The following is a 23,422-nucleotide window of genomic DNA, read 5'->3' on the forward strand; positions in this document are numbered from 1 at the left end:
TTGTTTAACGGGAAGGGCCGCTCCCGGGCATCGGCTGGTGTCGGGGAGCGGCGCTGTTATCGACTTATCGACAGAAAGGGCGAGTGATAAGCCCCAGCGGGCCGGTGGTGTACCAGCGGCGGTTGCCGCGACTGCGGGCGTCGCGACCGACGGCCTGGGTGAGGCGGTCAAGAATAATCGCCAGGATCACGATCCCCACCCCGCCGACGGTCGCCAGGCCCATATCCAGGCGACCGATACCGCGCAGCACCATCTGGCCGAGGCCGCCGACGGCGATCATCGAGGCGATCACTACCATCGACAGGGCCAGCATCAGGGTCTGGTTAACCCCGGCCATAATGGTGGGCATGGCCAGCGGCAGCTGCACCTTAAACAGCAGCTGGCGCGGGCTGGCGCCAAATGAGCGCGACGCTTCGATCAGATCCGCAGGCACCTGGTTTATCCCGAGGATGGTCAGACGGACGATCGGCGGCAGGGCGAAGATAATCGTCACCACCACGCCCGGTACGTTGCCGATGCCGAACAGCATCACGATCGGCACCAGATAGACGAACGCCGGCGTGGTCTGCATGGCATCCAACAGCGGGCGGATGATTTTCGCCGCCCGCGGGCTGCGCGCTAGCCAGATCCCCAGCGGCAAGCCGATAACCATGCAGAACAGCAGGGCGGTGAGGACCAGCGCCAGAGTGACCATGGCTTGCGACCACGCGCCGATGGCGCCGATGGCAATCAGCGATACCAGAGTGGCGACCCCCATGCCGAGGCTGGAGATCTGCCAGGCGATTAGCGCGAAGGCGATAATCGCCACCGGCGCCGGCATCCCCAACAGCAGCTGCTGGAAGGCGCTGAGGATGTAGTCGATCGGCACGCGGATCCCCTGGAACAGCGGACGGAAGTGCAGCACGATCCAGTCGATGGCGTGGGTCACCCAGCTGTCGAGCGGGATCAGGGTCTTATGGAACGGATCCATGATATTGAACTGTTCCGGCTGCGGCGCAGGGGCGCTGTGCAGCCAGTCGGCGCCGCCGCCATTAGCCGGCGCGGCAGTAGAGGCGCCACCCCAGGCGTCGGCAGCCTGCGCGGCGCTGTCGGTTGACGGGGCGCTGCCCCACGGGTTGGTCTGATCAGCCATGATTCACCCCCTCGCGATCTAAAGCCTGGAGCAACATCCGTTTGGAAATGATGCCAATATATTGTTGTTCTTCATCCACTACCGGCACGGCGCACGGAGCGTGGCCGACGTGGGAGAGCAGATCGCTGAGCGGGGTTTGCGCTTCCACCGCCAGCGGGGCGTCAATCAGCGCCGCCTCGATCCCCTGCCCGGCGCTGAGGGCTGTTTTCAGAGAATCAATCGAGACAATCCCGACAAAGCGATTACCGCGCTCTATGACATAGCCATATTCCCGGTCTTCATCCTGTAATAATTTCAGCGCCGAACGGGGGCCAAAACCAGGCGTTTTACGAATCAGGCCAACCGGGCTGCGGCGGGCAATATCTTTCGCGCTGAATACCTGGCTAATATCCACGCCGCGGAAGAAGGTGCGCACATAATCATTGGCCGGATTATTTAATATTTCATCCGGAGTGCCGACCTGGACCACTTCGCCATTTTGCATAATGGCGATACGATCGCCAATTCGCATGGCTTCATCAAGGTCATGGGAAATAAAGACGATAGTGCGTTGATGCTTCGCCTGTAATTTGATGAGCTCATCCTGCATTTCGGTACGAATGAGCGGATCGAGCGCAGAGAAGGCTTCATCCATTAACAGAATATCGGGATTAATCGCCAGGGCGCGAGCTAAACCGACGCGCTGGCGCATGCCGCCGGAGAGTTCATCCGGCCAGGCGTGGGCATAATTCTCCAGCCCCACCTGACGCAGCGCCTCCCGGGCTTTTTGCTCTCGTTCGGCGGCGGGAACGCCGGCAAGCGCCATGCCGAACGCCGTGTTATCGAGCACGCTCATGTGCGGCATCAGCGCAAAGGACTGAAAAACCATCGCAATTTTCTTGCGACGCACCTCGCGCAGCTCGGCATCCGACATTTTGGCGATATCGACCCCGTCAATCAGCACCTGGCCGCGGGTGGGTTCAATCAGGCGATTGAGAAGGCGAACCATGGTGGATTTCCCCGAGCCGGAGAGCCCCATGATGACGAATATCTCGCCTTCTTCAATGGCCAGACTGGCGTCTTTGACGCCAAGCGACAGCCCCGTTTTTTCCAGTATTTGCGCTTTGTTGAGTCCTTTCTCAATATATTTGAAAGCACGGTGTGGATGCTCGCCAAATATCTTATAAAGATTTTTGATTTCTAATTTAATTGCCATGCAATAGAGAAGTTCCTGTTATTTGTTTATTGCGATATGATACCCGATGGTGATTATGATCTTTTTACACCCTAACATACTCAGATTCTGTGACAACCCTCAATGGCAAACTCTCGGCAAAATCAGATGGGGGCAACTGTGGCTAAGCCCCCGTGATATAAGGGCTGGGCGGTAATTTGTTGTTGGTAATATTTTTTGATTATCTTTGGATAATTCGACTGAAATGGACCGGTTTTCTGCTAAATATGACGAAGTGATGACGGTTAGGTCATGGAGAGAATATTTGGTGGATTAAACGCTATTTTGTGAAATTAATCACCAGGAATCCGCCTGCGATATTCCTGGTGAAAGTACGGTTAAAAGTCCCAATCGTCGTCGGCGGTCTCTTCCATTTTTCCTATCACGTAGGAGGAGCCGGAACCGGAGAAAAAGTCATGGTTTTCGTCGGCGTTGGGCGACAGCGCTGCGAGGATTGCCGGATTGACCGCCGCCATCTCCGCCGGGAACAGCGCCTCGTAGCCGAGGTTCATCAGCGCTTTGTTGGCGTTGTAGCACAGGAAAGCGCTGACGTCGTCGAACCAGCCGCTCTCGCCGTACAGCTCCCGGCTGTAGGCCAGTTCGTTGTCGTAAAGATCCATCAGCAGATCGAGGGCGAAATTTTTCAATTCTTCGCGCTTGCCGGGGCTGACGATCTCCAGTCCTTTCTGGTACTTGTAGCCGATGTAATAGCCATGCACCGCTTCATCGCGAATGATCAGGCGGATCAGATCCGCAGTGTTGGTCAGCTTTCCCCGGCTGGAGAAGTACATCGGCAGCCAGAAGCCGGAGTAGAAGAGAAAGGATTCGAGGAACACGCTGGCGATTTTTTTCTTCAGCGGCTCGTCGGCCTGATAGTAACCCAGCATCAGCTGCGCCTTGCGCTGCAGGGGATCGCAGCTTTCGCTCCAGGCGAAGGCGGCATCCACCTCCTTGCTGTGGCACAGCGTGGAAAAGATGGAGCTGTAAGAGCGGGCATGAACCGCCTCCATAAAGCTGATGTTCGACAGCACCGCCTCCTCATGCGGGGTTAAGGCGTCCGCCATTAGCGCCGGGGCGCCGACGGTGTTCTGAATGGTGTCAAGCAGGGTCAATCCGGTAAAGACGCGAATGGTCAACTGCTGCTCCGCCGCGCTGAGGGTTTGCCAGGCGGGAATGTCGTTCGACAGCGGCACTTTCTCCGGCAGCCAGAAGTTGCTGGTGAGACGGTTCCAGACCTCAAGATCTTTATCGTCATCAATGCGGTTCCAGTTGATTGCGCTGACGCGCGTTAAATGGGTCATCCTGTTCTCCTTACAGCGCGCAGGACACGCAGCCTTCAATTTCAGTGCCTTCCAGCGCCAGCTGGCGCAGACGGATGTAGTAGAGCGTCTTGATGCCTTTCTTCCAGGCGTAAATTTGCGCCTTGTTGATATCGCGGGTGGTGGCGGTATCGGGGAAGAACAGGGTCAGCGACAGCCCCTGGTCGACGTGGCGCGTCGCCTCGGCGTAAGTGTCAATGATCTTCTCCGGCCCTATCTCATACGCATCCTGGTAGAGGGCCAGATTGTCGTTATTCATAAATGGCGCGGGGTAGTACACCCGTCCGGTTTTCCCCTCTTTGCGGATCTCAATCTTCGAGACGATCGGGTGAATGCTGGAGGTGGCATGGTTGATGTACGAGATCGAGCCGGTGGGCGGCACCGCCTGCAGATAGCGATTGTAGATGCCATAGCGCATGACATCGTCGCGCAGCTGGCGCCAGCTTTCCCGGTCGGGCAGAGAGATGCCAGCGCGGGCGAACAGCGTGCGCACCCGTTCGGTTTTCGGCTGCCACTCCTCCTGCAGATATTTGTCGAAGTACGCCCCGCTGGCGTAGCGCGACTGCTCGAAGCCGGCGAAGCGCTGGCCGCGCTCGCGGGCCAGCTGCATCGAGGTGTGCAGCGCGTGCCAGGTCACGGTGTAGAAGTAGATATTGGTGAAGTCCAGCCCCTCCGGGCTGCCGTAGGCAATGCCTTCCCGCGCCAGGTAACCGTGCAGATTCATCTGCCCCAGGCCGATGGCGTGGGAGGCCGCGTTGCCGGCCGCCACCGAGGGAACCGACTGAATATCGCTCATGTCGGACACGGCGGTCAGGGCGCGCACCGCGGTGGCGATTGTGCGGCCGAAATCCGGCGAGTCCATGGTGTGGGCGATGTTCAGCGAGCCGAGGTTGCAGGAGATATCTTCCCCGATATGCGCATAGCTGAGGTCTTCATTATAGGCGGACGGCGTACTGACCTGCAGGATCTCCGAACACAGATTGCTCATGGTGACCCGCCCGGCCACCGGACTGGCGCGGTTCACGGTGTCTTCAAACATGATGTACGGGTAGCCGGATTCAAACTGGATCTCCGCCAGGCGCTGGAACAGGTCGCGGGCGCGGATCCAGCGCTTGCGGACCCGCTCGTCGGCCACCAGCTGCGGATAGAGGTCGCCGATGGCGCAATCGGCGAAAGGTTTGCCGTACAGCCGTTCGACGTCATAAGGCGAGAACAGGGCCATCTGCGCATCTTCTTTCGCCAGCTGGAAGGTGATATCAGGGATCACCACCCCCAGCGACAAGGTTTTGATGCGGATTTTCTCATCGGCATTTTCACGCCGGGTATCAAGAAAGCGTAAAATATCGGGATGGTGAACATGCAGCCAGACCGCACCCGCCCCCTGGCGGGCGCCGAGCTGATTGGCATAGGAGAAGGCGTCCTCCAGCATCTTCATCACCGGCACCACCCCAGAAGACTGGTTTTCGATGCGCTTGATCGGCGCCCCGGCCTCGCGCAGGTTGGAGAGTAAAAAGGCCACCCCGCCGCCGCGCTTCGACAGCTGTAGCGCCGAGTTCACCGCCCGGCCGATGGACTCCATATTATCCTCAATACGCAGCAGGAAGCAGGAGATCAGCTCCCCGCGCTGCTGTTTGCCAGCGTTAAGGAAGGTCGGTGTGGCGGGCTGAAAGCGGCCGCTGAGTATCTCCTCCGTCAGCTGCCGCGCCTGCTGTTCATCGCCCCGGGCCAGCGTCAGGGCCACCATCACGCTGCGTTCGGCGAAATCCTCGAGGTAGTGCTTGCCGTCAAAGGTCTTCAGCGCATAGCTGGTATAGAACTTCCAGGCGCCGAGGAAGGTCTGAAAGCGAAACGGAGCGCGCTGGGCATGGGCGAACAACGCCAGCACAAACCCGCGGTCATAGCCGGCCAGCACCTGCGGATCGTAATAGCCCTCGCTGACGAGCCAGCTGAGCTTATCCTCCTGGCTGGGGAAGGTGAGGGCGTTGGGCTGAACCTGGGTCGCCATAAAGGCCTCAACCGCCTGGCGATCTTTCTCAAACGGGATGCGGCCCTCGCTGTCGTACAAATTCAGCATCGCGTTGAGGGCGTGAAAATCCACGGCGGCGGTTATACGTTCTGCGGTTGTCGTTGCCAAAATTCACTGACTCCTTTACGCACGGTGTTGATATCGTCGGGGGTTCCCATCAGCTCGAAGCGGTAGAGATAGGGCACGGCGCATTTTTGCGCGATGACATCTCCGGCACGCCCCCAGCCGTCGCCAAAGTTGCGATTGCCGGCGGCAATCACTCCGCGGATCAGCTGGCGGTTATGCACGTCGTTTAAAAAGCGGATCGCCTGACGCGGTACCGCGCCGGCGGTGCCGCCGCCGCCATAGCTGGGAACGATGAGAATATAGGGCTCGTCTACCCGCAGATGTTCACGCTCGTTCAGCGGGATGCGCACCGCTGGCAGCCCCAGGCGCTGCACAAAGCGATGGGTATTCTCCGAACGGCTGGAGAAGTAGACGATGAGGCTCATGCGCTGGCTGCCGTAAAGGAGGGGCGCAGGCGATTGATCATATCCGGGCGGAAGCCGCTCCAGCGCAGCTCACCGGCGATCACCACCGGCAGCTGGCGAAATCCCTGCTCGCGCAGGGTGTCGGCGGCATCCGGCTGCTGGTCGACGTTGACCATTTCAAAGGCCAGTCCCCGGCTCTCCATGGCTCGCCGGGTGGCATGGCACTGCACGCAGTCATTTCGAGTGTAAATAATAATGCGCATGATTCGTATTTCCATTTAAGATAACAGCACGGCGCTAAACATAGCGTCGAACGTAGTGGGCCATTCGATAAGGAAATACTAGATGTAGTTATTTAAAACTTCAACCACTCAATATATAGCGTTTTTGGCAAGCGGGTCCCCCGCCGGGATAGATCGGCGGAGGAGGGGGGAGGCTGTGCGGAACTACAGGCGCATGGCCACGGCGAGGCGGTTAAAGGCGTTCATCAGACTGACGGCGAAGGTCAGATCGCTTATCTGACGCGGGGTAAAATGTTCGCGCAGCGGCAGGTAAACCTCATCTTCCGCATGGCTGGCGGCAATGTCGGTGACCGACTCGGCCCATGCCAGCGCCGCGCGTTCGGCCGGAGTAAAGTGGGCGCTTACCCGCCAGCCCGCAAGGGCATCCAGTTTGCTTTGCGCCATGCCGCCTTTGCGCAGCGCCTGGCTATGTTTCTCAAGACAGAAGGCGCAGCCGTTGATCTGCGAGACGCGTAAATAAACCAGCTCTACCAGGGCGTTGCCCAGCTCGCTTTTCTCCAGCGCGATGCTGGCCTGTACCAGCCCTTTATAGACTTCCGGGCTCAGTTCACTGAATGGCTGACGTAATTGGTTCATGGTGTTCTCCTCTCTAAGACGGCAGCCAAAATAGCACTATAATGGACTGCAAAAGATAGCCATATTGTGATGAAAAAAGCAGACCATAATGGAAGCGATTAACCTCCCGCTTTATCAGCGTATCGCCCGCCAGTTGAAATCGGCGATTGAACGTGGCGAACTGACCCCGGGCAGCCGTTTGCCCGCCAGCCGGGTGTACGCTCAGGAGCAGGGCGTCTCCCGGGCGACCATCGAAAACGCCTGGGGAGAGCTGGTCGCCCAGGGATGGCTCGAGCGGCGTGGGCAGGCGGGGACCTTTGTCAGCGAGCGGCTCAGCCCGCGCCAGCTGGCGCCGGTACCGCCAGTGCAACCGGCCGCGCCGACGGAGCCGCTGCCGTTTCAGATGGGGCTGCCGGCGCTGGATCTCTTTCCGCGCGGGCAGTGGGCGCGGGTGATGGGGCGTCGGCTGCGGACGCAGTCGCGGTTCGATCTTGCACCCGGCGATCCCGGCGGCGATCCGCTTCTGCGCCAGGCTATCGTCGATTATCTACGCCTGTCGCGCAGTATCGACTGTCAGCCGGATCAGGTGTTGATCACCGGCAGCTATGCCGCCTCCATGAACCTTATCCTGCGTACCCTGGCGCAGCCGGGACAGCATATGTGGATGGAAGATCCGGGGTATCCCTTTATCCGGCCGGTCGTCGAGGCTGGGCAGCTGGCGGTGGATGCGATTCCGGTGGACGACGAAGGGATGGACGTCGACTGGGGCCAGCGTCATCACCCGCAGGCGCGATTTGCCCTGCTCACACCAGCCCATCAGAGTCCGCTGGGGGTCGCGCTGTCGCTTCCCCGACGCCGCCAGCTGCTGGCGTGGGCCGCGGAGCGCGACGCGTGGATCATTGAGGACGATTACGATAGCGAGTTTCGCTATCACGGCAAACCGCTGCCGCCGCTGAAAAGCCTTGATGCGCCGCAGAGGGTCATCTACGCGGGCACCTTCAGTAAGTCGATGTTCCCGGCGCTGCGCACCGCCTGGCTGGTGGTGCCGACCCCGCTGGTGGCGCGTTTTCACCAGACCGCGGAGCGCCAATCCTGCACCGTTCCCACCCTGTGGCAGCAGACGCTGGCGGATTTTATCCAGCAGGGATATTTTTGGCGTCATTTGAAGAAAATGCGTGCCAGCTATAGCCAGCGTAGACAGTGGCTGGAGTCGGCTCTGCAGGCGCAGGGCTTTCAGGTCACGCCGCAGCTGGGGGGAATTCAACTGGTTATGTCGGTCAGCGGCGACGATCGGCTGCTCGCGCGGCGGGCGGTTGTGGCCGGGCTGGCGGTGCAGGCGCTGAGCGACTGGCGGATTCGCCACGCGGGCGAGGGGGGATTATTGATGAGTTTTACCAATATACGTTCGCCGGCGATGGCTGACGGACTTGCCCGACGGCTGAGAGAGGCGATCGCGATTTGATGGCGCTTAAGTCGGGGAAGGAGAAAAACCCCTGCGGCCAGAGGCGCGCAGGGGCTGACGCGTATTTGTTATCTTCATTGCCTTCCGTAAAGCTCGCGGGCTACCGCGCGCCAATCGCGCGGCGGCAGCCGACGCTTAAGCTATTATCGACGTAAATTGAGCAATACGCCAATAAATACCCCGACGGCGGCGGCGGCGCCCACACTGTGCCACGGTTTATTGCGCACGTAGGTATCGGCACAGCCCAGCGCATCGCACGCTGCCTGGCGCGCATCCAGCGCCGCCTGCTGCACCCGGTTGTGGCCATTAAGGCGGGCACGAGTCTCTTTTAACAGCGACTGCGCTTTGACACGCGCCGCTTCCGCTTCCTCATTGGCGTCACTGCCCCATGATTTCAGCACCTCTTCCAGCGTATCCGCTAATTGGCTGACATCGTTATGAATATCTTCGGCGTTCTCGTCAAAATTGTTGCGGTTCACATGGTTAGCCATCGTTATCTCCCTTAATTCCATCGAGTGAGTAAGTGTAGGACAAGATTTTGAATTATGCTTACTGTTGTGGTTTCTGGAATTTTCCGAAAGCACTGTCCTTAATGAATAAGGTAAGGTCAATGTGCGGTAAAAGATAACGAGGAATCAGTATGTATTTAAGACCCGATGAGGTGGCGCGTGTTCTTGAAAAAGCCGGCTTCACCATGGATGTTGTGACGCAAAAAGCGTACGGCTATCGCCGCGGCGATAATTATGTTTATGTGAACCGCGAAGCGCGCATGGGGCGAACAGCGTTAGTTATTCATCCGGCGTTAAAAGAGCGCAGCAATATGCTGGCCGAACCGGCTTCAGATATCAAAACCTGTGATCATTATGAACAGTTTCCGCTGTATTTAGCCGGGGATGCGCAACAACATTATGGTATTCCGCATGGATTTAGCTCACGCATGGCGCTTGAGCGTTTTCTGAATGGGCTATTTGGCGAAGCCCAGCCGGCAATGTCGACGAATTAATACGCCGATAGGCATTTAAGGATCCAGGCGAGGCGGGCTGGCGGGAAGAGGCGACTGGCAGAGCCAGTCGCTGCTAACGCGTTGGTCAGGCCTTCGCCTGCTGATAGGGCGCCACGCGGAACAGGCGGCGGCAATAGTCGAGGAAGTAGCCGTAGGCGGCGCCCATCATCATTGATACCGCCAGGTTCGAGCTCACCGCGGCGACAATCTGGTGCCAGTCAGCACCCACGCTCCACAGAATAGCGACATACACCGGCGACTGAAAGGTGACGTAGGCCAGCACGTCGGCCATATTTTTCATCCACCTGGCCGGGCTGATGCGCCGGGCCTGACGCATGGCGAAATCGCGATAAATCCCATAGGGTACGGCAATAATAATGTTGACCGGGATCGCCACCAGACGCGACGATAACGACTGCTCAAACGTCATACCAGAGAGAAAAATTTCGATCATCATGTTGACGACGGTGCAGTAAACTACCATCGCAAAGGTGTCTGCAACCGCATGCCGCAAGCGGGAGTGCGCAGAGAACATCGGAGTGCTCCTCGAAAATGAAGTCATTAACGCCGAAAAATGCGCGTTGGTATAGCGTTTTTGGGCTGCCTGTTTTGATGTGCGTAGAGTATATCTCTGCATTAAAAGTGGCAACTAGCTATAAATTTTTATTTATCGCCTTTTTGTCGATAAAATACTCTGCGATGGTTTGTTTTTTGTTCGTTACGCTACTTTTATTCCTGTTTTTACAAATATCCATATTTATCAATGAGTTACTCTTGGTTGCGAAATCGAGACTGGCCGAGGGAACGGCGCCTGATAGCCAACCATGGCGCAACATTACGCGAGTGTGTGATTCCGCTCTCTTTTAGGATTTTTTATGCCGTAAGTCGCGTTTTTATGGTGAAAAATTCTGAATTGCGAATTGTTGTTTTATTCCCATTGTCTGATTAACTATTCACTGCGGCCAAAGGTATGTATCAGAGCGGCCACGTATGAACAGCAGGTAACCCGCTGACCATAAAGCTAATATTCCTGGCGAGAACGATGGTTTTTCCCGTCATTCTGCCTTTTTTATTTATTCACTCTCTTTTTTGCCTGTGCTTATGAAAAAGGCTCAGATATTTGCCAATATAGCTTCAGGGGATAACCGCTAATATCCACCTTATATATTTATCTGGACAACCGAAGGCTGGAAATAAATAAACGTTTCTATTACACTTGCCGCGTTGTATCTTTTAATTTGCTATTTGGAATTTTTTAATTTTATGTCTTCAATGTTACACAAACTGAATAATATCCGTTCACTGCGTGCCCTGTCCCGTGAATTCTCCATTGACGTGCTTGAAGAGATGCTGGAAAAGCTCAGGATCGTCACTGAAGAAAAACGTACGCAACAGCAGCAGGCAGCTCAGCAGCAGGCTGAATATCAGGAGAAAGTGAATACCTGGCTTGAGCTGATGCGCGCCGACGGTATTTCTCCTGACGAGCTGGTGGCCGATATTCAGCCGCCAAAGGCGGGAGGCAAAAAGCGTCAACCGCGCCCGGCGAAATATCGTTATACCGATCATACTGGCGCAGAGAAAACCTGGACCGGACAGGGAAGAATGCCGAAGCCGATTGCTGAGGCTGTCGCCCAGGGTAAATCGTTGGATAGCTTTTTAATTTAACGCCTTCGGGCCAGCGCCAGCCCGGTGGTGAGAGACCCACCGGCCTGGCCTTACGACTTTAAGCGAGGGGCTTTAGCAGACGCCGAAGTCTCCCTCTTCCTGATACGGCGTGACCTCGTCCGACTTCAGCGAATAGCGCTCTCCCTGCTCCTGTGCGGCCTGAACCACCACCAGTTGCTCCCCTTGCACTTCCACCACTTTCAGTTTTGGTCCGCCCGCTCGGGGTTGTACCAGATCGCCGACAGCAAACATAATTCACTCCTCACTGTTAACACCATGGATAAACCTAAACCATAGCTCAACGCCCGCTCACTGAACACCGGGCGTGCTGTTTTTTGTTAAAACAATTTGGAGTTATATGTATTAACATTGTTAATGTTTTGCTGGCGCCATACCGCTGCTGAGAAAGGGGGACGGCGAGGGTAGGGTTACCACCAATCAGGTCAGGAAAGACACCATGAAGTATATCATTCTGTTGATCATTGTTATTGCTGTACTGTATGTCCATTACCGCGGACGGGTGCGCTATCGTTTCTGGCGGCAGCTCTCCGACCATTCCACATTTACCGCGCCGCTGAATGGATTTATGTATTTATTTTCCCGCGTGCCGAATACGCCTTATCTGCGGCCGGAGATGTTTCCCGAGCTGGCGATATTGCAGCAAAACTGGCAGGTTATTCGCGACGAAGGTCTCCACCTTCAGCAGCTGGAGCAGATTAAAGCGGCCGATAAATATAACGATGCCGGGTTTAACTCATTTTTCAAAACCGGCTGGAAACGCTTTTATCTGAAATGGTATGAGGATGCCCATCCTTCCGCCAGCCAGCTCTGTCCGCAAACTACCGCGCTGCTGCGCGATATCCCGTCGGTGAAAGCGGCCATGTTTGCCACTCTGCCGGACGGTAGCCGTCTGCCGCGCCATCGTGACCCCTACGCCGGCTCGCTACGCTTTCATCTGGGCCTGGCAACGCCGAACGATGACCGCTGCTTTATCGAGGTGGATGGCCAGCGTTACAGTTGGCGCGATGGAGAAGGCGTGCTGTTTGACGAGACCTATATCCACTATGCGGAAAATACCAGTGGTGAGAATCGCTTGATTCTGTTCTGCGATATTGAACGGCCGATGCGCTACCGCTGGGCGCAGAAAGTTAACCACTGGCTGGGACGCCATCTGATGAGCGCCGCTTCGGCGCCCAACGATATCGGCGATCGCACCGGCGGGATTAACCGGGCGTTTCGCTATATTTACCAGATCCGTATTGTTGGTAAGCGGTTGAAAAAATGGAATAAGACGGTCTATTACATCGTCAAATGGCTGCTCTTCGGCGGCATTGCCTGGCTTATCTGGAGCGCGTTTTAACCCCCTGGCGCCGGTTCCACGGCATGGTCGCCAGCAGACGCGCCATGCCGCAAAAGCCGGTTACGCCGGCGAAGGTGAGCCCGGCGCCGACCGCGCCGCTGAGCAGGAAAAAGCCGCCGTTAACGGTATAGCCCAGCAGCACCCCCAGTAAAATCAGGGTGCCAGCGGCAATTTGCACCTGGCGCATCAGCGGCAGCGGCTGCGATGAATCTTCCACTACCGGCAACCCCGCGGCTTTCCACGCCTGAATTCCTCCTGCCAGCAGACAAGGCTGCGCCGGCGCGGCGGCCGCGGCCAGACGAATCGCATTATTCTGCGTCCGGGAACCCGCCTGGCAGTGAAAGATGACCGTCTCTCCGGCTCGGGCATTGAGGGGCGCACCGCTGGACAGAGTGGCGAGCGGCACCAGCTCGGCATCGGGGATATGTTCGCGCGCATATTCATCCGCATCGCGGATATCAATCAGTCTGGCGCCCTGGGCAATCTGCGCCTGGGCCTCGGCGGGAGTTACGGTGGCGATGGTCATAGGATCCTCACGGGCAATAGAGCGTTTTCAGCGTATTGATCACCTGCTGTACCGCAGGGTGGGTGATGAAATAGTGGATACGCTGGGCGTCGCGCTCGCTGTCGATCAGCCCCTCGTCACGCATCCGCGCGAGGTGTTGCGAGGTGGCGGAGGGGCTCAGCCCTGTAGCCCGGGCGAGTTCGCCGGCGCTGGCCCTGGGCGCATCGCACAGCATGCACAGGATCAGCAATCGGTGAGGATTGCTCATCGCTTTCATCAGCGCGGCGGCTTCTCCGGCGCGGGCCTGCAGGTCTTCAGGTGTGGTCATTTATTTTAGCTTTGTCTAAATTTAGATAACTCTAAAATAAAAAGGCCGCCAGCGCCAGCACAATTTCTCCACGACTCAGGCCGGAACGGCGAGCCGGGCAATCTGCGCCCGGGCGCTGGCGATCCCGGCGTCGCGACCATGCGGGCGATTGTCCAGCCCTTCGGCATAGATAAATTCCACCTCCTGGATCCCCATCAGCCCCAGTACCGCGCGCAGATAGGGCGTGACGGCGTCGGTAGTTTCTCCCTGGTGAATACCGCCGCGGCTGCTGACGACCACCGCCCGGACGCCCTCCACCAGCCCCTGCGGCCAGCTCTCGGTGTAGCGAAAGGTTTCCCGCGCCCGCGCCACGAGGTCGAACCATTTTTTTAGATCGGTCGGGACGTTGAGGTTATACATCGGCGCGCCGATCACCAGCAGGTCGCTGGCCTTTAACTCGGCGATAAGCTGGTCGGAGAGGGCGACCGCCTCGCGGATAGCAGGCTGCGGATCCACTGCCCCGCGCAGGGCGGCGAACAGGGGGCGATCCAGCGTTGGCAGCGCCATGGCGCTGAGATCGTGTTCGGTGAGCCGATCGCCGTGTCCCGCCGCCTGGCGCGCCGCGAGAAATTCGTTAATCAACTGATTGGTCAGGGATGTTTCGCCATTAATGCTGGATTTTAAAACCAGAACGTTAGCCATGATGAGTGCCTCAAATGAAAGATAGAAGCAAAGACTAACACTGTCTTTTTTGTCTCAGGAGTGACATTATTTTTCCCTATTGTATCCCGTAAGGAACCAATCTGTGCGCGACGATCTGAATGCGATCCCGGTATTTGTCACCGTGGTCGAGAGCGGCAACTTTGCCAGCGCGGCGGCGATCCTCCATGTGACGCGTTCGGCGGTGGGAAAAACCATTGCCCGGCTGGAAGCGCGTCTCGGCGTGGCGTTATTCCAGCGTACCACCCGACGGCAACTGCTGACGGAAGAGGGGGAGCAATTCTATCGCCAGTGCCGGGAAGCGCTGGAGCGCATCCGCGAGGCCGAAGAGACGCTGCAGCGCGGCAAAGATGAGGTGCAGGGGCGGCTGCGGGTGTCGCTGCCGGTGCTGTTTGGCCAGCGCTGCGTGGCACCGCTGCTGTTCCGCCTCAGCCAGCGCTATCCGTTACTGAAGCTCGAGCTCCACTACAGCGACCGGCAGGTCAATCTGCTGGAGGAGGGGTTTGATCTTGCGGTGCGTATCGGGAGCCTGGCCGATACCGGGTCGCTGCGGGCCCGGGCGCTGGGAGAGCACGGCATGGTGCTGTGCGCGGCGGCGGAGTACCTGCGCCAGCAGCCAGCGCCGCAGACTATTGCCGGGTTGAACGAGCACCGTACCCTCGGCTATCTGCACAACGGCCAGCTGCAAAAATGGCAACTGTATGACCCGCAGCAGGGCGAAGTGCGCTTCAGTCCGCAGACGTGGCTGATACAGGATGATTTTGCCGCCATCGCGGCGGCAGTGCAGCAGGGGATGGGCATCGCCTGGCTGCCGGACTGGCTGGTGGCGCAGGCGCTTGCCGATGGGACATTGCAGCAGGTGTTGGCGCCCAGCGCTCAGGTGCGTTTCGCCATCCACGCGGTATGGCCGGAGGGGCCGTGGCTGCCGCAAAAAACGCGGGCGGCGATCGATGCCCTGCGGGAAGGGCTACCTCTTACCGCAACACCTGGTTAGCGCAGAGAGATATAACCGCCATCTATGGCGGCGGAGGTTTTCCGACAGCGTGCAAGCTACCGGCGCGCTTTACGCCATAGCCTCAGCGACGAGGCCGTCCGGCACGGGCGGCACGGCGGTACAACGTGCTGCGGGCGATACCCAGTATCTGCGCCGCCCGGCTGACGTTGCCGTTGACCCTGGCCAGGGTATCGACAATCAACTGCTCATCATGGGCCTGCAATCCCCCGCGCGGCAACGGCGCAGGCGTGGCGCGATACGCCTCCGGCAGCGCGTCGGGCGTCAGCGTGTCGCCCTCATCGGCGAGAGCCAGCATTACCTTCAGGACGCTCTGCAGCTGGCGTACGTTTCCCGGCCACGGCAGCTGGCTGAGGTGAACCAGCAGCGCGTTTGAAAGCGTCACCCGGCGTGAAGCACCGCCCAGGTCGTGCCACAGGGTGGCGATAAAGGTTTCCAGCGCCGGCCACTCGCGCAGCGGAGGCAGCGCCAGGGCGTATTCCCGCAGGCGCCACAGCAGATCTTCACGGAATTCTCCGGCGCTGACCCGCTGGGTCAGGTTGCGGTGGGTGGCGCAGATCAAGGCGAAATTCACCGGCACGCTGCGACTGGCGCCCAGCGGAGCGACCTCTTTCTCCTGCAGGACGCGCAGGAGGCGGGTCTGCAGCGCCAGCGGCATATCGCCGATCTCATCAAGAAACAGCACCCCGCCGTCAGCCTCGCGGATTTTACCGATATAGCCATTTTTGCTGGCGCCGGTAAACGCCCCCGGCTGGTAGCCGAAGAGCTCGGATTCGATCAGCGATTCCGGAATGGCGGCGCAGTTAATGGCGACAAATTTACCGCTGCGCCAGCGGCTGTGCCGGTGCAACGTGCGGCTGACATACTCTTTGCCGCTGCCGGTTTCTCCTTCAATGCACAGGGCGATGCCGGCGTTGAGCAGCCGCAGCAGCTTTTCACCTTCGCGCGGACTGGTAAAGGGGAGATGCATGGCCGGCGGGGCGCTTACCGCCATCCGGCGGCGGGTGGGCGCCCGCAGGCGATAATGGTAGCGGCCCTGCGGCGTGGTCAGCGGCAGCGGGACGCTGACCGCCGTTTGCGTCAGCGTCGGAAAAAGCGAGGCAAAGGTGAGCTGGCCAAACTGCGCCGCGCTCAGGCCGAACTCGCGCATCGCCAGCCGGTTGCCGGCGGTGAGGACGTTGTCGGAAAAGACCAGCAGCAGCTCCTCGACGCTGTCGAGTTTGTCCACCTGCCGGTGCAGGCTCATCAGCCACTGCTCAGGATGCAGACTCTGTTTCACCCACAGATATTCAATTTGCTTTGCCGCCGCTTTTACCCAGCCAAAGGTGTGCTGGTGGGGAAAATTCGCCGGGCCGGAGATATCCAGCACCCCGGCGATGCTTCCGTCCGGTCGCTGGAGCGGCATCGCCGCGCAGTACAGATTCTGGTTGCGGGTAAGAAAGTGCTGACGGCCATCGATCTCGCAGCCATCGTCAATCGCCAGCGCGGTGCCGATGGCGTTGGTCCCGCGCCCGCTTTCACTCCACAGATTGCCGGGAGCCAGCGCCACGCGCTGGGCCTTTTGCAGCGCCTGGGTATCGCCGAGAGTATGCAGCACCAGGCCGTCGGGGTCGGAAAGGATCACCACCGACTGCAGGTCTGCGACCTGGCGCGACAGGGCTTCCACCACCGGCTGCGCCAGCTGCTGCAGGCCGCGGTGGCTGGCGAGCCGGTCCGCCAGCTCGCCGGCGCCGAGGCGGGGAAAATCCTCGGTGGCGGGATCCAGCCCGTAGCGCTGGCAGCGAGACCACGAATCGCTCAGCAGGGGATTCGCATTAACCTCTGGTGCGAGAAGAAAGGGATTGCCTGCCACAGGGCACCTCTGGGTCGATGTTGCTGTGTTGCAATATTGTAGCCATTTGGTTTATTTGGTGTTGCGATTTGCAACACATAAGTGGAAACCCGTGCGACAGATGGCTGACCATCTGCTCGGTTAGTGAAGGCAACGTATTAATAAATAAAAATATTTAAAGAAAATAAAAAACTGGCATAACCCCTGCACAGTGAGAAGCGTTCGGCGGCAAATTTAAAAAATCAATATGCCGCTGCGTCTCAACCCTACAGAAGGAGATTTGCGATGCGTTATGCACATCCTGGCCAGCCCGGCGCCGTGGTTTCATTTAAATCGGCTTACGGCAACTTTATTGACGGTAGATTTGTCGAGCCGCTGAGCGGTGAATTCTTTATGAATACTTCGCCGGTCGACGGCAGCAACATTGCGCAGTTTCCCCGCTCGGATGCCAGAGACATTGACTTCGCCCTCGACGCCGCCCATCGCGCGGCGCCGGCGTGGGGTAAAACCTCAGTGCAACAGCGCTCCAGGCTGCTGCTACAGGTCGCCGATCGTATTGAACAGCATCTGGAATATCTGGCGGTGGCGGAGAGCTGGGACAATGGGAAACCGATCCGCGAAACCCTGAATGCTGACCTGCCGCTGGCGGTGGATCATTTTCGCTACTTCGCCGGCTGCCTGCGCGCTCAGGAGGGAAGCACCGCCGAGATTGACGAAACCACGGTGGCCTATCATTTCCATGAACCGCTGGGGGTGGTCGGGCAGATTATCCCGTGGAACTTCCCGCTGCTGATGGCCGCGTGGAAGCTGGCCCCGGCCCTGGCGGCGGGGAACTGCGTGGTGCTCAAACCGGCGGAACAGACGCCGCTAAGCATTACCCTGCTGCTGGAGCTGATCGGCGATCTGTTCCCGGCCGGGGTGCTTAACGTGGTGCAGGGTTTCGGCAAAGAGGCGGGCGAGGCGCTGGCCACCAGCAAGCGTATCGCCAAGCTGGCGTTTACCGGCTCCACGCCGGTCGGGCGGCATATTCTCGCCTGCGCGGCGGAAAATATTATCCCCTGCACCGTCGAGCTGGGGGGGAAATCGCCCAACATCTACTTCGCCGACGTGATGGACGGAGAAGAGGAATTTATTGAGAAGGCGGTGGAGGGGCTGGTGCTCGGCTTCTTCAACCAGGGTGAGGTCTGTACCTGCCCGTCGCGGGCGCTGATCCATGAATCCATCTATGAGCCCTTTATGGCACGGGTAATGGAGAAGGTGGCGCAGATCCGCCGCGGCGATCCGTTAGATACCGACACCATGATCGGCGCTCAGGCTTCCCGCCAGCAGTTCGACAAGATCCTCTCCTATATTCAGATTGCCCGGGAAGAGGGTGGGCAAATTCTGACCGGCGGCGAGCGGGCGGCTATCGCGCCGGCGCTGGATAATGGCTTTTATATTCAGCCTACGCTGATTAAAGGTCGCAACGATATGCGCTCCTTCCAGGAGGAGATCTTTGGGCCGGTGATCGGGGTGACCACCTTTAAGGACGAAGCGGAAGCGCTGGCTATCGCCAATGAGACCCAGTTTGGTCTCGGTGCCGGGGTGTGGACGCGGGATACCAACCTCGCCTATCGCATGGGTCGCGGCATTAAAGCCGGTCGCGTGTGGACCAACTGCTATCATGTCTACCCGGCGCATGCGGCGTTCGGCGGCTATAAACAGTCCGGCGTCGGTCGGGAAACGCACAAGATGGCGCTGGATGCCTATCAGCAAACCAAAAACCTGCTGGTGAGCTACGGCACCGCGCCGCTGGGCCTGTTCTGAAGTCCATCTCATTTCTGACCGATCCTCAGTCCGCAATCCATTCGGGTTGCGGATTTTTTTTAACTTCAAAATAACCATTCGAAGAGGGTGGTTATTTTGCCGGCGGCAGCGCCCATGTATTTATGTCACTTATGTATTGGCTTTCACTTGAAAATAAAAACACTTCCATAATAAGGGATTAGCGGGTGGAGGTGGCGCACCCTGGCGTCGTTTGTGTAGAAATTATGAATATTAATACCAGGAAAATTCCTAATTTTTGTGTACGCTCTGACGAGCGCACAATAAAACAAGACGAATTTTTGAACAATTGTCTTTAAATTTGTTAATTGAATTGATCTGTTGTTGTTTAAAGGTATTTGAATTTCTTTTGTATAGATATGTAAATTAACATTGAAAAGCCATTTCAAAAATTAAATATATGGCGAACATAGCTATTAACTTATAGTTAACATCTCCCCGGGTTGCCTTTTGATACTTCGGGTAATATATTTATTTCGCACATCAAAATAACTCTTTTTTCTTCTGTTTGTTATTCATGGCCATCTATTGGCGAAATAAGGCAGAGTAGAGGGGGATGTGCCTAATATCCTGCGGAAGGAACGCAACGTACATTTACAGGGAGGAGCTGACGAGCCGTTTCGCGATAGCTTTAGGGCTATTGTCGATGATGGAAAATATGTTCGTTAACGATGAGATAAATAATGAAAAAACAACCTCGCTTTATAACCATCCTCATAGGAGCGCTGCTTTCTGGCGTAGCCTTGCAGGCTACCGCGGCCAACACTATCAATCCTGACTCGGGCACCAGTTCGGAAGGCGCCGGCGGGCAGGTCATCTTCAATGGGTCAATCACCGACAGCTCTTGCAACGTCGATAGTAGTTCTAATGGCCAGAAGGTTGATCTGGGCAAATGGGCCAGCAACTATTTTACCGGCACTGGTTTTGAAACCACCAAAACCCCCTTCCATATCAAAGTGAAAGATTGCCCGGCCAGCGTGACTACGGTCGCCGTGCTGTTTGACGGCGCGCGCGATCAGTCTGATAACTCCCTGCTGGCCATCAACGGCGGCGCCAGCGGCGTAGCGATTAAGCTGTATGAGCACGATCGGTCGACGGCTGTCAGCCTCGGTAAAACGTCAGCCAAACAGACGGTCACTCCGGGTACCAGCGGCGGCACCGGCTCTGCCGACCTCGAGTTTTACGCCGACTATATCTCCACCGCGGCGACCGTGACGGCAGGTAAAGCCGACGGTACAGCTAATTTCAATATGATTTATAATTGATCTAATTGCGCGTTATTCAGAGTCAGCCCACTGCGTCTTGATTAATTACAGATAGCTAATGTGTTAATTGTCATGAAGTCACGAAATATATTCGTGACGGTATAGTTGTTTTTGCTAATTATCCCGTCGAGTACTGGCTCTGTTATTCACTGCTTTATTTTGTTGTCTGTTCAACTTTTACCTGATGGTAAGTCATGATGAAGAAAATAATTGCCGTTGCGGCTTTTCTGCTGTGCACCACGGCAGCGCAGGCCGGTATTGTCATGGGTGGAACCCGTGTGATTTATCAGGAAGGGAAGCGTGAAGCCGCTATTTCAGTCACCAATGCCGATACCCATACGCCCTATCTGGTGCAGTCGTGGGTGGAAAATTACGCGGAAAACGATAAGGCCAGGGTGCCCTTCATTGTAACGCCGCCCTTGTTCCGTCTCGATCCGGAGCAAAATAACGTTCTGCGGATTAACTTTATTGGCGCCTCGCTGCCCCGCGACCGTGAATCGGTCTTCTGGCTGAACGTCAAAAGTATCGCCCCGACGCCTCAGGGCGAGGTGAATAAGCTGCAGGTGAATATTAAATCGAAATTCAAAATCTTCTATCGCCCCAACGACCTGGCGGGCGACCCGGCAAAGGCCTGGCAGCAGCTGAAGTTTAGCCAGTCCGGCGGTCGGCTGACGGTGATAAATCCCACTCCCTACTTCGTCTCTTTTTACGCCGTCGAGGTGGGCGGGCAAAGCATCGACGATCCCGGCATGGTGGCTCCCTTCGGCGAGAAAACGTGGCCGGTGAGCGGGCACGGCACCGTCAAATGGCGGGCGATTAACGACTACGGCGGCGTCAGCGATTTCGCCCAGCAGTAATTCCCCTTTTTGATGAGCTTACCGGACGGCGCCAGCATGAAAAGAATAACAACAGCCAGGGTGCGGGAGTATGCCTTGTTGCCCGTTACCGCCGGGCGGGCGGTGGCGCTGGCGACGGTGCCGACGATGATGTTTTGTCTCAGTCCGTTGAGCCGGGCGCTGGCCGACGACTATTTTGACCCGGCGGCGCTGGAGTTTGCTGACCCGCAGCAGCAAACCTCCGATCTGCACTACTTCGCCAAACCCGGCGGCCAGCAGCCGGGGACTTATCCTGTCACCGTGGTGGTTAATGACCAGGAGCTGGGTCAGGCTGATATCACGTTTGTTGACGATGGCGGGCAGCTGCGCCCGGTGCTGACGCCCGGTCAGCTGGCGGAGTATGGCGTCAACGTCAGCGCGTTTCCCGCCTTTCAAGCGCTGCATGAAGGCGAAACCTTCACCCGGATCGAGAAGTTTATTCCCGACGCCAGCAGTCGGTTCAGCTTCGCTAACCAGCGCCTGACGCTGAGTATTCCCCAGGCGGCGATGAACGTGCAAAGCCGCGGCTATGTCGATCCGTCGCGCTGGGACGATGGCGTGCCGGCCGCGTTTGTCGATTACTATTTTTCCGGCGCGCAAATAAAGAACGCCGACGAAGGGGAGAGCAGCCGCTCAAACTATCTCAATTTACGCAGCGGCCTCAACCTGGGCGCCTGGCGACTGCGCAACATCTCCTCAATGCAGTATGACCAGCAGCGCCGGCACTGGGATACCCAGAGCACCTGGCTGCAGCGCGATGTCCGCTCGCTGAAGAGCTTGCTGCGGATCGGCGATACCTATACCACCGGCGATGTGTTTGACAGCATACAGTTTCGCGGCGTCCAGCTGATGTCTGACGATGAAATGCTCCCGGACAGCCAGCGCGGCTTTGCCCCCACCATTCGTGGCGTGGCGCACAGCAATGCCAAAGTGACCGTCTCTCAGCACGGGTATGTGATCTACGAGACCTTTGTGTCGCCGGGGGCGTTCGCCATCAGCGATCTCTACCCCACCTCGCAGAGCGGCGATCTGGAGGTGAAGGTGACCGAGAGCAATGGCGCGGTGCGTACCTTTACCCAGCCCTATTCCGCGGTGCCATATATGCTGCGCGAAGGGCGCGGCAAATTCAGTCTCAGCGCCGGCCGCTACCACTCCGGGGGGGAGTCGGTGCGCTCGCCGGAATTTCTGCAGGGCACTTTGTTCTACGGTTTGACGGCGGGATTCACCCTCTACGGTGGTACGCAGCTGGCCCGGGACTATCAGGCGTGGGCGCTGGGCCTGGGCCGCGGTTTTGGCGAGTTCGGATCGCTGGGAGGGGATGTCACCCAGGCCGTCACCCGTACGCCGTCGGGCAAGCGCTATACGGGCCATTCGCTGCGCGCTCAGTATCAGAAAAATTTTGTCAGCTCGGGCACTGCGTTCAGCCTCGCCAGCTATCGCTACTCGTCAAGCGGCTATTACGATTTTGCCGAAGCCAGCGCCCTTGAAAGCGCCCAGGGGCAAGTAGACAACCGGCGTCGCCGGGAAGAGCTGTCGGTGTCGCAAAGCCTTGGTGGCCTGGGCAGTCTGGCGGTTTCCGCCTGGTCGCAGGAGTACTGGCATCGGCAGAGTCGGGATGAGACGGTGCACCTTGGGTTCTACAGCGCCTGGAAAGGGATCTCCTGGGGCGTGGGCTATTACTACACCCGCACCAGCGGCCAGCAAAAAAATGACCGCTCCTGGTCATTCAATATCAATATTCCGCTGGGTGGTCCGCTGTCCGACAGCGCGGTGAGCTACAACACCACCTCGGACAGCAATGGCTATACCTCGCAGCAGATGTCGCTGTATGGCGCGGTGCCGACGCGGCCAAATCTGTTCTACTCGGTTCAGCAAGGTTATGGCAACCAGGGACGAGGCAGCAACAGCAGCGCCTCCCTGGACTACCACGGCGGCTTCGGCAACGCCCAGATCGGCTATCGCCATGACGCCGCCAGCAACCAGTTGACCTGGGGAGGCGCCGGCTCGGTGGTCGCGCATCCGCACGGCGTCACCTTCGGCCAGACGGTGGGTGAGAGCTTCGCCATCGTCCGGGCGCCGGGGGCCGCCGGCGTGGCGGTGCAAAACGGCAACAATGTGCACACCGACTGGCGCGGCTATGCCGTGGTGCCCTCTCTGACCGCCTACCGGAAAAATGTCATTACCCTCGATACGGAGTCGATGGCCGACGACACCGACGTCGACCAGCAGGGGCAGACCGTGATCCCCGGCGGCGGCGCGGTGGTGATGGCCAACTACCAGACCCACATTGGCAACCGGGTGCTGTTTACCCTGCGCAATGCCCAGGGGCCGCTACCGTTTGGCGCCAGTGCGCGGCTGGTCGAGGAGGAGGAGAGCGGCAATCCGCCGGGCGGCATGGTGGCCGACGGCGGCCAGGTGTATCTCAGCGGTGTGCCGCAGGAGGGAACCCTGGCGGTGAGTTGGAACGTCAACAACCAGTCGCAGAGCTGCACGCTGCATTTTCATCTTCCGGATAACCCACAGCAGAGTCTGAATACGGTGAAAACCGTCTCCGGACTGTGCCAGACACGCTGAGG

General features: G+C 58.1%; 23 protein-coding genes. 9 read left to right on the plus strand and 14 right to left on the minus strand.

Features of this window, described 5'->3' with window-relative positions; translation table 11 throughout:
* Window positions 1–64 precede the first annotated feature (64 nt).
* From proW to AB1E37_RS05610, 7 genes are all read right to left on the minus strand, one after another.
* On the minus strand, window positions 65–1,132 hold the full coding sequence (proW, locus tag AB1E37_RS05580; RefSeq protein ID WP_021312381.1) for a glycine betaine/L-proline ABC transporter permease ProW: 1,068 nt from the start codon (window positions 1,130–1,132) through the stop codon (window positions 65–67).
* On the minus strand, window positions 1,125–2,327 hold the full coding sequence (gene proV / locus AB1E37_RS05585) for a glycine betaine/L-proline ABC transporter ATP-binding protein ProV (RefSeq protein WP_002914328.1): 1,203 nt from the start codon (window positions 2,325–2,327) through the stop codon (window positions 1,125–1,127). The genes proW and proV overlap by 8 nt, the downstream gene beginning before the upstream one ends.
* A gap of 356 nt (window positions 2,328–2,683) precedes the next feature.
* Window positions 2,684–3,646, minus strand: a complete 963-nt coding sequence (nrdF, locus tag AB1E37_RS05590) for a class 1b ribonucleoside-diphosphate reductase subunit beta (protein WP_002914327.1) — start codon at window positions 3,644–3,646, stop codon at window positions 2,684–2,686.
* A gap of 10 nt (window positions 3,647–3,656) precedes the next feature.
* On the minus strand, window positions 3,657–5,798 hold the full coding sequence (nrdE, locus tag AB1E37_RS05595) for a class 1b ribonucleoside-diphosphate reductase subunit alpha (protein WP_032448032.1): 2,142 nt from the start codon (window positions 5,796–5,798) through the stop codon (window positions 3,657–3,659).
* A complete protein-coding gene (gene nrdI, locus AB1E37_RS05600) occupies window positions 5,771–6,181 on the minus strand; it encodes a class Ib ribonucleoside-diphosphate reductase assembly flavoprotein NrdI (RefSeq protein WP_002914321.1) in 411 nt (136 codons plus the stop codon). The genes nrdE and nrdI overlap by 28 nt, the downstream gene beginning before the upstream one ends.
* Window positions 6,178–6,423, minus strand: a complete 246-nt coding sequence (gene nrdH, locus AB1E37_RS05605) for a glutaredoxin-like protein NrdH (RefSeq protein WP_002914320.1) — start codon at window positions 6,421–6,423, stop codon at window positions 6,178–6,180. The genes nrdI and nrdH overlap by 4 nt, the downstream gene beginning before the upstream one ends.
* Before the next feature lie 183 nt (window positions 6,424–6,606).
* Window positions 6,607–7,038, minus strand: coding sequence for a carboxymuconolactone decarboxylase family protein (locus AB1E37_RS05610; RefSeq protein ID WP_021312379.1), 432 nt, complete (start codon window positions 7,036–7,038; stop codon window positions 6,607–6,609).
* A gap of 88 nt (window positions 7,039–7,126) precedes the next feature.
* On the opposite strand from AB1E37_RS05610, the gene AB1E37_RS05615 reads away from it, so the two are divergent.
* Window positions 7,127–8,479 (plus strand): PLP-dependent aminotransferase family protein, encoded by a 1,353-nt coding sequence (locus AB1E37_RS05615; RefSeq protein ID WP_032448031.1) that lies wholly within the window; start codon window positions 7,127–7,129, stop codon window positions 8,477–8,479.
* A 143-nt stretch (window positions 8,480–8,622) separates the two neighbouring features.
* Here AB1E37_RS05615 and AB1E37_RS05620 read toward each other — a convergent pair whose 3' ends face one another.
* Window positions 8,623–8,970 (minus strand): DUF883 family protein, encoded by a 348-nt coding sequence (locus AB1E37_RS05620; RefSeq protein WP_032448030.1) that lies wholly within the window; start codon window positions 8,968–8,970, stop codon window positions 8,623–8,625.
* 149 nt (window positions 8,971–9,119) lie between these two features.
* Between AB1E37_RS05620 and AB1E37_RS05625 the strand changes: the two genes are divergently transcribed.
* Entirely contained in the window at window positions 9,120–9,482 is a 363-nt protein-coding gene (locus AB1E37_RS05625; protein WP_002914291.1) for a DUF2002 family protein, read from the plus strand.
* 85 nt (window positions 9,483–9,567) lie between these two features.
* On the opposite strand, the gene alaE is transcribed toward AB1E37_RS05625, so the two are convergent.
* Window positions 9,568–10,017 carry an L-alanine exporter AlaE gene (gene alaE / locus AB1E37_RS05630; protein ID WP_002914289.1) on the minus strand — a complete coding sequence of 150 codons (450 nt, stop codon included), beginning with the start codon at window positions 10,015–10,017 and terminating at the stop codon, window positions 9,568–9,570.
* A gap of 728 nt (window positions 10,018–10,745) precedes the next feature.
* Between alaE and stpA the strand changes: the two genes are divergently transcribed.
* Window positions 10,746–11,147, plus strand: a complete 402-nt coding sequence (stpA, locus tag AB1E37_RS05635) for a DNA-binding protein StpA (RefSeq protein ID WP_002914287.1) — start codon at window positions 10,746–10,748, stop codon at window positions 11,145–11,147.
* A gap of 72 nt (window positions 11,148–11,219) precedes the next feature.
* Here the strand turns inward: stpA and AB1E37_RS05640 are convergent, their stop codons facing one another.
* Window positions 11,220–11,399 (minus strand): hypothetical protein, encoded by a 180-nt coding sequence (locus AB1E37_RS05640; RefSeq protein ID WP_002914284.1) that lies wholly within the window; start codon window positions 11,397–11,399, stop codon window positions 11,220–11,222.
* A gap of 205 nt (window positions 11,400–11,604) precedes the next feature.
* Between AB1E37_RS05640 and lpxO the strand changes: the two genes are divergently transcribed.
* Window positions 11,605–12,507: a lipid A hydroxylase LpxO gene (gene lpxO / locus AB1E37_RS05645; RefSeq protein WP_002914281.1), complete on the plus strand. Its 903-nt coding sequence runs from the start codon at window positions 11,605–11,607 to the stop codon at window positions 12,505–12,507.
* Here the strand turns inward: lpxO and AB1E37_RS05650 are convergent.
* From AB1E37_RS05650 to AB1E37_RS05660, 3 genes are all read right to left on the minus strand, one after another.
* On the minus strand, window positions 12,488–13,033 hold the full coding sequence (locus AB1E37_RS05650) for a rhodanese family protein (RefSeq protein WP_023313555.1): 546 nt from the start codon (window positions 13,031–13,033) through the stop codon (window positions 12,488–12,490). The two genes, lpxO and AB1E37_RS05650, sit on opposite strands and share 20 nt — an antisense overlap.
* Window positions 13,034–13,040: 7 nt before the next feature.
* Entirely contained in the window at window positions 13,041–13,340 is a 300-nt protein-coding gene (locus AB1E37_RS05655) for a helix-turn-helix transcriptional regulator (RefSeq protein ID WP_002914277.1), read from the minus strand.
* 75 nt (window positions 13,341–13,415) lie between these two features.
* Window positions 13,416–14,021, minus strand: coding sequence for an FMN-dependent NADH-azoreductase (locus AB1E37_RS05660; protein WP_004212889.1), 606 nt, complete (start codon window positions 14,019–14,021; stop codon window positions 13,416–13,418).
* Between the two features lie 103 nt (window positions 14,022–14,124).
* On the opposite strand from AB1E37_RS05660, the gene AB1E37_RS05665 reads away from it, so the two are divergent.
* Window positions 14,125–15,033: a LysR family transcriptional regulator gene (locus AB1E37_RS05665; RefSeq protein ID WP_015958855.1), complete on the plus strand. Its 909-nt coding sequence runs from the start codon at window positions 14,125–14,127 to the stop codon at window positions 15,031–15,033.
* 82 nt (window positions 15,034–15,115) lie between these two features.
* On the opposite strand, the gene AB1E37_RS05670 is transcribed toward AB1E37_RS05665, so the two are convergent.
* A complete protein-coding gene (locus AB1E37_RS05670) occupies window positions 15,116–16,903 on the minus strand; it encodes a sigma-54-dependent Fis family transcriptional regulator (protein WP_032448027.1) in 1,788 nt (595 codons plus the stop codon).
* A 264-nt stretch (window positions 16,904–17,167) separates the two neighbouring features.
* Between AB1E37_RS05670 and AB1E37_RS05675 the strand changes: the two genes are divergently transcribed.
* From AB1E37_RS05675 to AB1E37_RS05690, 4 genes are all read left to right on the plus strand, one after another.
* A complete protein-coding gene (locus AB1E37_RS05675) occupies window positions 17,168–18,688 on the plus strand; it encodes an aldehyde dehydrogenase family protein (RefSeq protein ID WP_004174747.1) in 1,521 nt (506 codons plus the stop codon).
* A 701-nt stretch (window positions 18,689–19,389) separates the two neighbouring features.
* Window positions 19,390–19,971 (plus strand): fimbrial protein, encoded by a 582-nt coding sequence (locus AB1E37_RS05680; RefSeq protein ID WP_004145710.1) that lies wholly within the window; start codon window positions 19,390–19,392, stop codon window positions 19,969–19,971.
* Window positions 19,972–20,165: 194 nt separating this feature from the next.
* Complete coding sequence (locus AB1E37_RS05685; RefSeq protein WP_004185341.1) at window positions 20,166–20,828, plus strand: molecular chaperone; 663 nt, start codon at window positions 20,166–20,168, stop codon at window positions 20,826–20,828.
* Window positions 20,829–20,864: 36 nt separating this feature from the next.
* Window positions 20,865–23,420, plus strand: coding sequence for a fimbria/pilus outer membrane usher protein (locus AB1E37_RS05690; RefSeq protein ID WP_050485682.1), 2,556 nt, complete (start codon window positions 20,865–20,867; stop codon window positions 23,418–23,420).
* Window positions 23,421–23,422 lie beyond the last annotated feature (2 nt).

The organism is Klebsiella sp. Shm-1, from assembly GCF_040804525.1.
Taxonomy (GTDB): Bacteria; Pseudomonadota; Gammaproteobacteria; order Enterobacterales; family Enterobacteriaceae; genus Klebsiella; species Klebsiella pneumoniae.

Bases quoted from the DNA above. Each gene is read 5' to 3' on its own strand.
- AB1E37_RS05675 (WP_004174747.1), top strand. From the start codon at position 17,168: ATGCGTTATGCACATCCTGGCCAGCCCGGCGCCGTGGTTTCATTTAAA.
- nrdI (WP_002914321.1), bottom strand. From the start codon at position 6,181: ATGAGCCTCATCGTCTACTTCTCCAGCCGTTCGGAGAATACCCATCGC.
- stpA (WP_002914287.1), top strand. From the start codon at position 10,746: ATGTCTTCAATGTTACACAAACTGAATAATATCCGTTCACTGCGTGCC.
- AB1E37_RS05625 (WP_002914291.1), top strand. From the start codon at position 9,120: ATGTATTTAAGACCCGATGAGGTGGCGCGTGTTCTTGAAAAAGCCGGC.
- nrdF (WP_002914327.1), bottom strand. From the start codon at position 3,646: ATGACCCATTTAACGCGCGTCAGCGCAATCAACTGGAACCGCATTGAT.
- AB1E37_RS05655 (WP_002914277.1), bottom strand. From the start codon at position 13,340: ATGACCACACCTGAAGACCTGCAGGCCCGCGCCGGAGAAGCCGCCGCG.
- AB1E37_RS05690 (WP_050485682.1), top strand. From the start codon at position 20,865: ATGAAAAGAATAACAACAGCCAGGGTGCGGGAGTATGCCTTGTTGCCC.
- proW (WP_021312381.1), bottom strand. From the start codon at position 1,132: ATGGCTGATCAGACCAACCCGTGGGGCAGCGCCCCGTCAACCGACAGC.
- AB1E37_RS05640 (WP_002914284.1), bottom strand. From the start codon at position 11,399: ATGTTTGCTGTCGGCGATCTGGTACAACCCCGAGCGGGCGGACCAAAA.
- AB1E37_RS05620 (WP_032448030.1), bottom strand. From the start codon at position 8,970: ATGGCTAACCATGTGAACCGCAACAATTTTGACGAGAACGCCGAAGAT.
- AB1E37_RS05660 (WP_004212889.1), bottom strand. From the start codon at position 14,021: ATGGCTAACGTTCTGGTTTTAAAATCCAGCATTAATGGCGAAACATCC.
- AB1E37_RS05680 (WP_004145710.1), top strand. From the start codon at position 19,390: ATGAAAAAACAACCTCGCTTTATAACCATCCTCATAGGAGCGCTGCTT.
- AB1E37_RS05685 (WP_004185341.1), top strand. From the start codon at position 20,166: ATGATGAAGAAAATAATTGCCGTTGCGGCTTTTCTGCTGTGCACCACG.
- AB1E37_RS05610 (WP_021312379.1), bottom strand. From the start codon at position 7,038: ATGAACCAATTACGTCAGCCATTCAGTGAACTGAGCCCGGAAGTCTAT.
- AB1E37_RS05615 (WP_032448031.1), top strand. From the start codon at position 7,127: ATGGAAGCGATTAACCTCCCGCTTTATCAGCGTATCGCCCGCCAGTTG.
- lpxO (WP_002914281.1), top strand. From the start codon at position 11,605: ATGAAGTATATCATTCTGTTGATCATTGTTATTGCTGTACTGTATGTC.
- alaE (WP_002914289.1), bottom strand. From the start codon at position 10,017: ATGTTCTCTGCGCACTCCCGCTTGCGGCATGCGGTTGCAGACACCTTT.
- proV (WP_002914328.1), bottom strand. From the start codon at position 2,327: ATGGCAATTAAATTAGAAATCAAAAATCTTTATAAGATATTTGGCGAG.
- AB1E37_RS05650 (WP_023313555.1), bottom strand. From the start codon at position 13,033: ATGACCATCGCCACCGTAACTCCCGCCGAGGCCCAGGCGCAGATTGCC.
- nrdH (WP_002914320.1), bottom strand. From the start codon at position 6,423: ATGCGCATTATTATTTACACTCGAAATGACTGCGTGCAGTGCCATGCC.